The following is a 13,281-nucleotide window of genomic DNA, read 5'->3' as shown; positions in this document are numbered from 1 at the left end:
TTGAATAAAGAGGTAGTCCTAAATATGTAATGATATTTGCTCCTAGAAGCAAGACTGAATCAAGAGTCTCTTACGAGGAATACTCACTTCTATCACTACCCATAAATAAGAGATCTGGCAGCTATGGCGATCGAAATGGAACTTGAAGATCCCTTGCTCCTGGATTAGAACGGCTCCCCTAATTAATTAGCTAAACTAACTGGCACTGCCAAATTATAGGTTTGACTACTCCCCAACGGACTACTGACCGTAACCATGAATTGGCGATCGCTGTTAGCAGGCAGAATCACCCGAAATCGTCCCAAATTATCCGTAATCACCGCCTGACTAGCTACAAACACATTATTTTCCGGTGCAACCTGCGCCACCACATGGGTACGCCGCTGTTGATCCATAAATACATTCTCAATCCGCACCCCAATATTATTGCTAATGGCTGCAGGTGGGGTGGGCGCTCCACCGGGAAACACCAGACTATAAAAACCAGTTGTAATCTTCTGCTGAAGCGCGGTTGCCCCTTTTGCGATCACATTACCACGCCAGACTGAAACAGTTGTTTTACCATCCGCATCCACCGCCACCAGAAAATCAGCCCCCCGTAGCGATATCTGAGTCGTGGGTGTAGATACATACATATTTGAACTGGGATTTAGGAAATCTGGCACCCTGAATCTGGCTCGACCTTGCCTGAGCGTAATTTGGCTCACCAGGCCACCACGATCGGCGATCTTAAAGTTTCTGATCACCAACTCACTATTGGCAGCCAGCTCCACCTGGGCGATCGTTTCTTCTAGTCGCAGCACCGCCCCAGATTGATTGCCAGTAATGAGCCGATCGCCAACATTTTGCAAGGTATCACCAATTTTTGCGATCCTGCGGCTGCGTCCCCCTGGTTGATAGGTCACCCGACCGACCAATTGCCGCACATAGAGCTTATATTTTGCTGGGCGTGAAGATTGGCTAACCAATGCTTGGTGAAGCTTCAACTGCTCCAGGCTAGATCGATCGATATCGATGGTGTCAGCAATATCAACCTGCAAATGATTGGCAGATTTGGCGATCGCATTCTTTTCCCAGCCAGCATAATTCCAACCGATCGCACCGATTGCCATCAAGAGCAAAATTTTTCCAATTCCCAGCCGCCGATTCATTTTCATGGTGCTTAGATCGCTGAATCCAAAACTTAAGTGAGCTAGATAATTGAGTGAGGGTAGTTTCGATCGCTAACCTATATCGAGATTTTGCCGATCGTTGCCTAGCGCAATATTTCTAAATCTATATCTGTGGTAACTACTGTTATCTTAGTTAAGAAATTTATGCTCGTTTAAAAGTTTTTTGTTTTTAGTTCTTTAGTTTTTTATTAAGAGTCGAGGATCAGCAGTATGTGGCAAAAAGTAAAAGGTGCGCTCAACATAACCATATTCGTATGTCTAATTGCCTTCATCTGCTTTGAATTAATTATGATTTTGAATTACTTTATTCAATCCAAAGCTTAGTCTGTTGCGATTAAATTGCCGATGCCTTTAAATTAAACATCTCAGCCTAGCTGCAATTTAAGAAAAGATAATTTAAATAATCACAATTTAGGCACGCCCGGTCGAAAAAGCAAGTTCTTTTTGGCTGGGTTATTTTTATGGCTAGCTCAGATCATAGGTTTGCATCCAGACTTTAACCTAAGAATTTAATAGGGCTCTAAATAAAAACTGATTTCACCACATCCGATCGCAGGACTTGTAGTGGCTTTTAATCATGGTTAAATCAAACTCACTCAAGCCTAAAGTTAAATCAACCACCAGGATCGACAGATAAATGTTGAGTGCAGCGATCGCAAAATCACCAGGGTGATCGCTAACTATAGTATGTGAGCCTGAGGTAGACAGAATCTCTGCCAACCCTAACTTGTAGTTACTAGCGATCGCTTGGGAACCCTATTTTTGGGTAGTGCTGAACAAGTAAGGATTTAGGCGATAGTTGAATATCTATAATCCAAACAAGCTAAGCTCCGAATTTCAAATCGATTGCTAATTATCCTTACTACTGCATGACTACCTATTTTTGATTAGCGATCGTCCTTCATCAAACTAATGTTGATCTGGCAGGCTTTAGGTGATTATCATTTGTTACCTGAATCAGAGATCGTCAAACAGCTCGATTGATTAAATCGATTATAGTTTTCACCTTAAACAAGCAAGACCCTAGCCAGAGAATATAGATAAACAAGTTGACACAATAACAGGCTTTTTTGCTATATTAGATGAGCATTTGCGATCGGCAAGCACTTTGGGGCGTCGCCAAGCGGTAAGGCAGCTGGTTTTGGTCCAGCCATTCGGAGGTTCGAATCCTTCCGCCCCAGTTTTTAAGTTTGATTTTAAAATCTAAAATTAGAGCAAATCATTCGACTAGCTATTAGTGATGAAATACTTTTAGGCTGACTCATTTCACCGCAGTCAAAAATTAGCCCAAAGAGAAGCAAGACAATTTCTCAATCTAGTGGCAAAAAATGTCTGAATCAATGAACCTCAAAGCACTTAAACAGAAAGTAAAAAATCTAAAAGAGCTTTTTCTTTATGACTTAAAGATAGGAAAAGCTACACCAGTATTGCTATATCAAATGGGAAAGGTAGGCTCCCTATCAATTTATTACCCTTTAAGAAAGCAATACCCTGGATTTGTAGGACATTGCCACTACTTCCCCAACAACCCAGATGCAGCAATTTTAAAACTTTATAACCAAGAGATCTTAAATTCACGTCCACTCAATGTGATCTCCTTGACAAGAGAACCAATTGCCCGCAACATATCCGCTTTTTTCCAAAATTTGGAAAGATATGTGCCTAATTCATCCCAGGCTGGCAGTTTATCTATTCAAGAATTAAGCGAGATTTTTTTAGCTAAATATGAACACCAAACTCCCCTAGTCTGGTTTCACAGAAGTTCTAAGGACTTAGGAATAGATATCTACGCCCAGCCTTTCCCAGACAATGGGATTGCAGAATATCACAATCAAAACATTAGGCTTTTGATCATACGCTCAGAACTTAGCAACCAGGAAAAAGAGGGAGCGATCGCTAAATTCCTGGGTCTTGAGAGTTTTAAAATTGAGAATGCAAATATCGGTAGCCAGAAAGATTATGCCCAGACTTACCAAGAATTCAGAGCTAAATTAATCCTGCCCCATGATTATCTACAAACCATGAGTGAATCGCAGTATTTCAATCACTTTTATAGCCAGGAATTCATCGAAGCAACAATTAGTAAATGGCGATCGCGGTTACTAATTTCCTAATGGCTTACCGATCTTAACGTTTCACCTGAGCAATCAAACCGATCGCGCTGCCTATGCGTAATAGCTGTAGATACTTCAACACAGCATTACGAGTAGATATTACTACGGGCAATGAAAAAAGGGATCAAAATTGCGATCGCAGCCACCCTCGTATTTATCCTCACTGCGGGGGGATTATTTGTTTCTGCTAACGGCCTAGACGATCTAAAGCTGCGCTATTATTTCCTGCTGCAATACCTCAACGACCAGGATCGTGAGATCGGCGACCTCGAAGAGCAAAACATCAACGTAGCTGAGCTAAGCCGGATTGAGATCGCTCAGCTATTAAATGGTGGCCCACCCAAAGATGGCATTCCTAGTGTTGATAATCCTGAATTTGATACTGCCACCACCACTTCCTACGGCGATGATCATACCGTAATTGGCATTGTGATTAATGGCGAAGCGAAGGCTTATCCCTATGGGGTCATGAATTGGCATGAAATTGTCAACGATCGCCTGGGTGGGGTGAATATTACTGTTTCCTATTGTCCACTCTGCGATACGATTCTGGCCTTTGAGCGCGGTGAGTCCACCTTTGGTGTATCTGGCAAACTCTATCAAAGCTGTTTGGTGATGTTCGATCGCACCGATGATACTCTTTATTCACAGCCCTGGGGCATGGGCATCATTGGCCCTCAGGTTAATCACAACCTGAAGAAAATTCCAGCCGTCAAAACCACTTTAGGCGCATGGCTCGAACAACATCCCGATAGCCTGATTCTGTCTACTGATACTGGCTATAACCGCAATTACACTCGTTATCCCTATGGCAGCTACTACACCAACGATCAGCTAATTTTTCCAGTCCGCGATCAAGAAGCCAGAAAACTACACCCCAAGGAAATAGTTAGCTATATCTGGCAGGCCAATGACGAGACACCACATAATCAATTCGCTGGCCATAGCCATCAATTTGTTCATAGCGAAATAAAGGAACTGGGTAGTAAAAAAGTTGAATTCGGCGATCGCACTGTCACCGCCACCTGGGATCAAAACTTAGACACGGTGATCGTACGGGACGAGCAGGGAAATATGATTACAAGTTCTACTGCGTTTGCCTTTGTCTATCCTGCCTTTTTTGATAACCCTGATGCGGCTAAGTAATTGAGTAGATTAGCTATTAATTTCTGATTGTTCTGATTGATATTAATGCTGAATAAGCAGAAGTTGTAATGTATCGAAACATAACAGCTTAAAAGATGCGGGAACTTTTACCCCCATGCCGATCGACTCAACTATAAGAGCTATAAGTATGGTGAACCAGAAATTTGCAATTAGGTAAGCTTGGGTTCAGCGAGTTGAATTGCGATCGCGCAAAATCGTATGCATAGTCTGATAAACAATGACTTCATACATTTGCAGGTAGTAATTTATTATGCTGATCTGAGTCAATTGCTGTGGTAATTAGCTAACCAGCTTCAGATGTGGTGATGGCAAAAGGGATTGAGGTAATGGGATTAATTAAAGACTGGCGATCGTTTGTAAAAAGTTTCAATATTAAGTTCTGGCAAAAATTAAATCGCCGTCGCTATAAACGATTTCTGGGTTTCTTGGTGGGACTTAGTTTGGTTTTGGCAATCGCTTCTTGTAACGTGATCAAACCCAAACTGGAGTTTGTCGAAGCCCTGCCTGCCCCAGATCTACCGGAATGGATTGAGCAAATCAGCCCCACCGCTGCTGCCGAGCCCCTGGCGCAAATCAAAATCAAATTTCAACACCCGTTGATTCCGGTTGAAGCCCTGGGTAGCGATCGACAACAGCAATTACTACGCAAGTTTGAAATTTTCCCCAGCATCCCTGGTCAATTCCGGTTCCTCACCCCCCGCATGGTCGGGTTCCAGGCCGATCGCGCTCTGCCCAAAGCATCCCGATTCCGGGTCACACTCAAATCCGGGCTAGCGGATCTAGAACAGCATGAATTAACCAATGACATCGCCTGGACATTTGAGACTGAATCGATCGGCTTGTCTAACTTACCAGGAGATGTAAATGAGCCAGTTCCAGTTGTAGATATTGAGCCAGAACTACATTTCACGGCAAATACAGAGCTGGAGGCAGCGGTATTGAGTGAATATGTGCAACTACTACCAGCCAGGGCTGCCGCTGAACCTTTGCCGATTGCGATCGAACTAGATGAGCAAAATACCCAAACCTATGCGACCGCTGAAGCTGCTTTCAATCCTAACGCCAAACCCTGGAACTATCGGGTTATTCCTCAGGCTCCCCTAGCAAAGGATACAACATACAAGTTAAGTTTTCTGGCTGGCTTGCCGTCCCATGATGGCAACCTACCCTTGGCAGCACCTTTGAGTAGTACATTCAAAACCTATGCACCGCTTAAGTTTGAACAGGTACGCTATATTGGCCAACCGGATCGTTATAGTGCCTATGGTCGGTTTCTGGAAGGCTCACCGCAACTGCGATTCAATAATGGCGTGATGGCAGAATCAGCGATCGCCAATATTTCAATCCAGCCCGCCGCTGATCCCGATCTGCCATTGCTGCAGGTTTATGATGGCTCCACCGCGATCGAATTGAATCCCTATGCCCTAGAGCCAGCCACCACCTACCAAGTCACGATCGCAGCAGGGTTAGAAGATGCCTATGGCCAGTCCCTATCCCAACCAGAAAGTATCGAGATCCAAACCAGTGACGTAGCCGCCGACCTCTGGGCTCCCGAAGGCTTGAATATTTTCCCACCCCACGAGGGTTTACAACTAAATCTGGAGGCAGTAAATTTACCCGATCGCAGCTATCGCGCTGCATACAAAGTTGTCCAGCCAGATGAGCTAATTGTTTTAGATGCGGCCTACGATACCTATAGCGCTTCGGAATTATTGCCCAGTGCCGATCGCTGGCGGAGTTTTGCGATCGATGAAATAGTTCAAAATCAGCCCCAAGAAGTAGCCATCCCATTGCGGGAACGCCTGGGCAGTCAGTTTGGCATGTTGGCCTATGGGATCAAAGCCGACACCAATACCTACTGGCAAGATGACGAAGAACGGAGGCGCGAGGTTACCCATTATGGCCTGGTACAGCTAACAAATTTAGGGGTGTTTGCCCAGGTTTTCCCCACCTCAGCGCTGGTGAGAGTCAATCATCTCAGCGATGGGGCAGCGGTTGAAAATAGCCAGGTTGAAATTTATCAATCCAAACTTTATGACGCGGCTGAGTATCAACCGGGTGAAAACCCCTGTGCCACTGGCAAAACTAATGCCAAGGGACTGGCACTGCTAAATCAAGTTACCCTCAAAACCTGTTTTGAGCAGATTGGCAATGGCGAGATGTTTGATGATCCACCGAGTCTTTTGGTGGTGGTAAAAGAAGCTGAGGACTGGGCATTTACTCAACTTGATAGTTACAGCGGAGCCTATAGCTATGGGATTTACTCTGACTGGTGGCAAGGGCAACAACCCAAAGCGCGGGGTGAGATTTTCTCCGATCGCCAGCTTTATAAGCCCGGTGAAGAGGCCTGGTTTACTGCCACTGCCTACTTCTTGGAAAATGGCGAACTAAAACAAGACAAGCAAGTACCCTACGCGGTCACAATGCGCGGGCCCAGCGGCGAAGAAGAATCGATCGGCACAATCACAACCAATGAATACGGCACATTCTCATTCACGATCGATCTACCTGCCGAGAGTCCGCTTGGTTTCTATACGGTGATGGCCAAGGCACAGAATCGGGATGATTCACTCAATGCGCCAGAAATTCGTGGCCAGTTTCGGGTGGCTGAATTCAAACCACCAAATTTCAAGGTAGATTTGTCCCTCAATCGAGAAGTGGCTGTCATGGGACAAACCCTGACTGCCCAGGCGCAAAGTGATTATTTATTCGGCGCACCCGTCGAAAGTGGCACGGTTAAATATTTTGTCAGCCGCGATCGCAGCTCCTACGCACCTGATGGCTGGGACGACTTTCAGTTTGGCAAACAATGGTGGTGGCCAGAACTACCGCCGACAATCACCAGTGAAGTGCTCGAAGAAGCTGGCAGTTTGAGCGCCGATGGTAGCAGTAGTCAGGCGATCGAAATTGATGCTGACCTCCCCTATGCGATGACTTATACCGTTAGCGCATCGGTGACCGATGTGGCCAATCTGGAGGTGAGCGACACCAAAACAATCGAAGTGCTGCCCAGCGATCGCCTGATTGGTCTGCATAGCAATTATCTCGGTGAAGCCGATGAAGTATTGCCGATCGAGGTGATTGTTAGTGATCCAGAGGGCAACTTGGTGCGCGGCCGCAAGCTCAAACTTGAACTGCAAAAGCGGGAATACAGTCGCTATACCCAGGTGATCGAAGGTAGCGCCACGGGTAAAAATAATGTTGAGTATAAAACCATAGCCACCGCAGAGGTAACCTCTGGCAATCAACCCCAGACAATTAACCTCACACCCACGGAGGCTGGTTCCTATCGCATCCATGCCAATTTTGCGGATGCCACCAGTGAGGCAACTGCCACCGATACCCGAATTTGGGTGACCGGCGGCGATCGTGTCTATTGGGGTAATCGCTACGATAACAATCGCCTGGATGTCAATTTAGACAAAAACAAGTATAAAATTGGCGATCGCGCCAAGGTACTGATTCAATCGCCCTACGAAGAAGCAGAGCTGAGCCTCTCGATCGTAAGGGATAAAGCGATCTATCGCATGACCCAAAAGGTATCCGGCGCAGCACCCCAAATTAGCTTTACGATCACGCCAGATATGCTGCCCAATGCCGCCGTCGAAGTGGTACTGATCCGCCAGGGGCAGTCCCTGGATGAGCTGGAACTAGGCAGCATGGAAAACCTGATGCGGGTTGGTCTAGAGGATTTCCAAGTGGATTTGGACGATCGCTATTTGCAGGTGGCTGTTAGTGCCGAGCAAACCGAAAACGTGCAACCGGGCGATCGGCAAACCCTGAATTTGGCACTAAAAAATAACTTTGGTAGCCCCGTCAAAGGCCAGCTAACAGTGATGGTGGTCAACGATGCCGTCTTGCAACTAACCGGCTATCGGCCACCCGATCTGGTGGAAACGGTCTATGCCGATCAGCCAATTTTGACCAGGTTTAGCGACAATCGCCCCGATGTGGTGCTGGCCAACATCGACAGTGCCCTGGAAAAGGGTTGGGGTTATGGTGGCGGTTTGTCTACGGGCATCACCGATCCCAGACCCAGAACTAAATTTGAGCCTCTGGCCTATTACAATGGCTCCGTCATTACCGATGATCAAGGGCAAGCCCAGATAAGTTTTACCCTACCCGATGATCTGACCACCTGGCGGGTGATGGTAGTAGGAACCGATGGCGATCTCCATTTTGGTCGGGGTGAAACTGACTTCATTGCCACCAAGCCGCTTTTGGCCAATCCAGTTTTGCCCCAGTTTGCCAGGGTTGGCGATCGCTTTGAGGCGGGGCTGGCAATTACCAATAGCACCGATCGATCGGGCAATATTGATATTACGGGCGAAATTATTGGTGGGATTAACTTCCTCCAGCCCACTCCTAATGATGAAGAACAACCAACGCCGGATATCACCCTCAGCAAAAATGTAACCAAGTCTCGCACCAGTGCGGTGCGTATGCCCATGGTGGCGACAACGGCTGGAAAATCGCAGCTCCAATTTGCGATCGATCGCCAGGACTTTAATGATATTTTTGCGGTGCCATTGGAAGTAAAACCATTGCGGGTAACCGAGCAGGTGATCGAAACTGGTCAAACCTATGATCAAATTACGATCCCGCTCGAAGTAGACGATCGCGTTGATCCAGATGCAGGTGGTTTGGAAGTATCCCTATCCAGTACCCTGATGCCGGCAATCATTGCCCCAGCCAAGGCGATCACCAGGTCAGAGCAACCTGTCTTCCTGCAACCAGTGGCCAGTCAATTGATCGTAGCGGCCAGTTTAGCTGAACTGAGCACCAAATATGCCCAAACCCTCACCAACTTTGATCCCGCTGCTCAGGCCAATCAAGCCCTGAGTCAACTGCAAAAACTACAGCGACCCAGTGGCGGATTTGCCAGCTATCCTGGCGCAAAATATACCGATCCGTTTATGACTCCCTATGCGGCGATCGCCGTGGTGGCTAATCAGCAGGCTAACTTAATTACGCCCAACCCTGGCATGGTTGATGGCCTGAAAAAATACCTCGGCAGCATTCTTGCCAATCCCAGCCAGGATGACCTGTGCTACAACCAGATTTGCAAAGATCGAATCAGGTTAAATGCCCTGGATGCTCTAGATGCCCTGGGCGATCGGCGCAGTGATTTTGTGGCCGAACTCTATCAACGTCGTCAGGAGCTAGATGAAGTTGCCCAAATCACCCTGGCGCGACACCTGATCAAACTAGGCGAAGCGTGGCAAAGTGAAGCTGAGGCAATAATTGACCAACTGGAAGAGAGCATTTATGAAACTGGGCGCACTGCCACGATCAATCTGCCTAAGCGCTGGCGTTGGAGTAGTTCGACGACGGTGGCTCAGGCGGAAGCGCTCAAGCTGATGGTCGAGCAAGGGCAAAAACCAGAATTTACCGATCGGCTGTTGCAGGGATTACTAGCTCAGCGACGCGATGGTCTGTGGCGGAATGACTATGAAAATGCGAAGGCACTGGCCGCATTGGTAGCCTATGCCAGAAATGAGCCCACGCCGCCAAATTTTGTAGCGATCGCCAACCTGGATGAGCAGCAAATTGGCACGGCTCAGTTTGTGGGTTACCGTGATAACCAAACCCAGTTTGAAATACCGATGGCTGAGCTACCTCAAGGCGAACAAAACCTGGTACTCAGTAAAACTGGCGCTGGCACTTTACACTACCTCACCGCCTATCGCTATCGACTCAGTGGTGAGCAACCAGGGCGATTCAATGGCTTGCGGGTGACCCGCCATGTTTATCCGCTGAGCAATGCTGATCTTGATCAACAGGACAACTCCAATAATGCGATCGCAACGCTGGATTTAACCACGCTGGAAAATCCTGTGGCTCTGAAAACTGCCCAGGTATTTGATATCGGCGTGGATATTATTACCGATCATCCAGTCGATCATGTGATGATTAGTGACCCATTGCCTGCTGGCCTTGAAGCGATCGACACCAGTTTCCAGACTGCTAACCCCTATTTCCAAGCAGCCCATGATAGCTGGCAAATCAACTATCAAAATATTCACCGCGATCGGGTAGTTGCCTATGCCGATCATCTGGAGGCAGGTGTATATCAACTGCACTACCTGGTGCGATCGGTAACGCCGGGTGAATTTAAATGGCCTGGTGCTGAAGCCCACCTGCAATATGCCCCCGAAGAATTTGGCCGATCGGCTTCGAGTAGTGTAACGATCGTCAACCATAACAATTAAACTTACTGAAGAATTAATCAATTAAGCTTTGTCTCTGGAAAGTTACTCCATCTGCTCACACCCAATTTTTATAGAAGTCCTGTATTTGGTCTTTAGTCAATAACGGCAAGGCAAGGCGCGAAGCAATCAATCTGTTCTATAAAAAACGATCGCCCTACTAAATTTAAGTAAAGTAAAGCGATCGCTTCTTGTTAATTTTTGGCTATGGCTTGCCTAACTAAATAGGTATAAGCAAGACCACATCATTTACAACGGGCTTAGACCAACTTAGACAAACACCAAATCAGTGACCGTGTTAATTGCTTGCTGCTGCACGATCGCCACCAGATCGCCACCGTTGAAGATGCCCTGACCAGTGACATTATTGGAAGTGGTATTCGGCACAAACGTATAGTCGGCCAACACACCATTCAGCACGATCGTATCCACGCCAGAGTTGAAATCAGAGATGTAGGCAAAGTCAGCATCACCGTTACCGAGATAGTACGAACCAAAGCTAGCGCCGAGGATAAAGGTATCTGCACCAGCACCACCACCACCAGTGAGGCGATCGAATTCTCCAGTGCCAGTGCCGCCACAAGCACCATCCATCGTGTCGTTGCCTGCCCCACCGTTGAGGAAGTCATTGCCCAGGCCACCACCAAGGAAGTCATTACCTAAACCACCATTGACCCGATCGATGCCATCACTGCCGAACAGGCTGTCATCACCACCGTTGCCATTGATTGTGTTGTTGTTGGCATCACCGACGATCGTGTCAGGGCCGGGCGTACCAAAGGAAGTATTACCAAAGACCAGAACGCCCGCAGAGTTTTGCAGTTCAAACGCACCGATATCAATCCGGCCACCAAAGACCCGATCGAAGCCCATACCACGCTGATCGAAGTCAGGGGGAGCCACGAAGTTAGGATCGCCATTGTTGATCGCCAGGCTACAGCCATCGCCCAGCGCATGGGTTTGAGTTGGGCCACCATTGTCGGCCAGGGGAGAAAGGCCAGGATCGATCGGATCCATTGCGGTGCCCACGAAGTCATCGTTGGCGTTGGGAATGCCAGCGGGGAAGTCGGCTGCTACATCAGTATTGTCACCGATGATGTTAAATCCACCGCTGGTAATTGTGGCACCAACGGTATTATCAATGTCGGGGCCAACTGGTGCCTCATTCGTAGCCACGATCGTATTGTTAATATTCAGGGTAATAGTAGCGTCATTGAGGTCAATCCCACCAGCATTGGTAGTAGCAGTATTAAAGGCGATCGTGGTGTGGCTGATATCTACGGTGCCACCATCATCGATTTGGATTGCCCCACCCGCAGTAGCAGCAGTATTGCCACTGAAAGTGCTATTAGAAATGGTAAGTGTGGGAGTATCTGCTTCCAGGGCACCGCTTTCATCGCCCGCCTCATTGCCACTGAAGGTGGAATCGGTGATATCAATGGTGCTGTTGTTGTCAAAGAAAGAGCCACCACCATCAGAACCAGCGGAATTACCAGAAATGGTGCTGGTAGAAATAGTAGCGGTGCTATCGTTATCCAGGTGAATACCACCACCTTGATCACCAGTAGCAGTATTATTACTAATAGTTGAATCAGTGAGGGTCAAATTACCGCGATTATCGGTATAAAAACCACCGCCATCGTCACTAGCGGTGTTACCAGTAATCGTACTGCCAGTGATCGTAGCGGTACCATCAGCATCAAAATGAATCCCACCGCCATCATCACCACCAGCAGTATTATTACTTACTGTTGAATCAGTGAGCGTCAGCGTACCGTTATCATCAAAGTAAACACCACCACCATCACTACCAGTAGCCTCATTACCAGTAATCAACGAGTTGGTGATCGTAGCGGTACCATCAGCATCAAAATGAATCCCACCACCATCGGTATTAGCTGTATTATTGCTAACGGTTGAATTGGTAACCGTCAGATTACCATTATCATCAAAATAAACACCACCACCATCACTACCAGTAGCCTCATTACCAGTAATCAGCGAATTGGTGATTGTAATTGTGTTATCAGCATCACCAGCGATCCCACCACCATTATCAGCAGCAGTGTTGCCAGTGATCTCACTGTCGGTCACGTTCAACGTAGCACCAGTGATCAAATCGATCGCGCCACCATCTTCACCAGCAGCGGTCACATTCCCACCAGTGAGAATCAAATTATCAATATTCAGCGTCGCATCCGCATTGAGCACATCCAAAATCCGATCGTCGCCAAGGGCAGTGGCATCGACAGTAGCTTGGGCAGCGCCATCGGTTTCGATCGTGATGTTGGCACCAGCTACAACTGAATCAATATCGAGATCGCCAGTTGCGGCCGCATCCTCACCAGCCCCAACCAGAGTCAGATCATAAGTTAGACCGCTCTCCAGAATAATGGTGTCAGCGGCATCCGCATTAGCATTGGCTTCGATGATCGCTTCGCGCAAGCTAGTCAAGCCATCAGCCGCGATCACATCAAGTGTCGTCGTAACAGTAATAATTGCCATGATTCAAAACCCTTCCTAAGTACTTAACTTACATCTAATTTTTTCTGAGTGCTCTTACAGTATTCTCCCCGCAATTGAGGTTGCCTGTGATACCTGTATCTGCAAGATTGTGAC

The 13,281-nt window shown here is 47.3% G+C and carries 6 protein-coding genes and 1 tRNA gene; 4 read left to right on the top strand and 3 right to left on the bottom strand.

The window, feature by feature from the left end; genetic code table 11:
• Positions 1 to 182 precede the first annotated feature (182 nt).
• On the bottom strand, positions 183 to 1,157 hold the full coding sequence (locus PSE7367_RS07335) for a FecR family protein (protein WP_015164734.1): 975 nt from the start codon (positions 1,155 to 1,157) through the stop codon (positions 183 to 185).
• A gap of 552 nt (positions 1,158 to 1,709) precedes the next feature.
• The gene (locus PSE7367_RS07330; protein WP_041698365.1) at positions 1,710 to 1,892 is read right to left on the bottom strand and encodes a hypothetical protein; all 183 of its coding nucleotides are present in this window, start codon (positions 1,890 to 1,892) and stop codon (positions 1,710 to 1,712) included.
• Positions 1,893 to 2,281: 389 nt separating this feature from the next.
• On the opposite strand from PSE7367_RS07330, the gene PSE7367_RS07325 reads away from it, so the two are divergent.
• The 4 genes from PSE7367_RS07325 to PSE7367_RS07310 all read left to right on the top strand — a co-directional run bounded on the left by PSE7367_RS07325 (position 2,282) and on the right by PSE7367_RS07310 (position 10,665).
• A tRNA-Gln gene (locus PSE7367_RS07325) sits at positions 2,282 to 2,353 on the top strand.
• A gap of 159 nt (positions 2,354 to 2,512) precedes the next feature.
• Entirely contained in the window at positions 2,513 to 3,286 is a 774-nt protein-coding gene (locus PSE7367_RS07320) for a putative capsular polysaccharide synthesis family protein (RefSeq protein ID WP_015164733.1), read from the top strand.
• Positions 3,287 to 3,397: 111 nt separating this feature from the next.
• Positions 3,398 to 4,432 carry a DUF3179 domain-containing protein gene (locus PSE7367_RS07315; protein WP_015164732.1) on the top strand — a complete coding sequence of 345 codons (1,035 nt, stop codon included), beginning with the start codon at positions 3,398 to 3,400 and terminating at the stop codon, positions 4,430 to 4,432.
• Between the two features lie 347 nt (positions 4,433 to 4,779).
• The gene (locus PSE7367_RS07310; protein ID WP_156800360.1) at positions 4,780 to 10,665 is read left to right on the top strand and encodes an alpha-2-macroglobulin family protein; all 5,886 of its coding nucleotides are present in this window, start codon (positions 4,780 to 4,782) and stop codon (positions 10,663 to 10,665) included.
• A 267-nt stretch (positions 10,666 to 10,932) separates the two neighbouring features.
• Here PSE7367_RS07310 and PSE7367_RS07305 read toward each other — a convergent pair whose 3' ends face one another.
• Entirely contained in the window at positions 10,933 to 13,167 is a 2,235-nt protein-coding gene (locus PSE7367_RS07305; protein ID WP_015164730.1) for a beta strand repeat-containing protein, read from the bottom strand.
• Positions 13,168 to 13,281: the final 114 nt, after the last annotated feature.

Origin of the sequence: Pseudanabaena sp. PCC 7367 (assembly GCF_000317065.1) — a bacterium.
Classification (GTDB): Bacteria; Cyanobacteriota; Cyanobacteriia; order Pseudanabaenales; family Pseudanabaenaceae; genus Thalassoporum; species Thalassoporum mexicanum.
Note: the sequence above shows the minus strand (reverse complement) of the source record. Positions and strands in the feature narration are given on the sequence as shown.

What these genes read in the sequence shown, in the direction of transcription:
- PSE7367_RS07335 (WP_015164734.1), bottom strand. Translation starts at nt 1,157, where the DNA reads ATGAAAATGAATCGGCGGCTGGGAATTGGAAAAATTTTGCTCTTGATG.
- PSE7367_RS07320 (WP_015164733.1), top strand. Translation starts at nt 2,513, where the DNA reads ATGAACCTCAAAGCACTTAAACAGAAAGTAAAAAATCTAAAAGAGCTT.
- PSE7367_RS07315 (WP_015164732.1), top strand. Translation starts at nt 3,398, where the DNA reads ATGAAAAAAGGGATCAAAATTGCGATCGCAGCCACCCTCGTATTTATC.
- PSE7367_RS07310 (WP_156800360.1), top strand. Translation starts at nt 4,780, where the DNA reads ATGGGATTAATTAAAGACTGGCGATCGTTTGTAAAAAGTTTCAATATT.
- PSE7367_RS07305 (WP_015164730.1), bottom strand. Translation starts at nt 13,167, where the DNA reads ATGGCAATTATTACTGTTACGACGACACTTGATGTGATCGCGGCTGAT.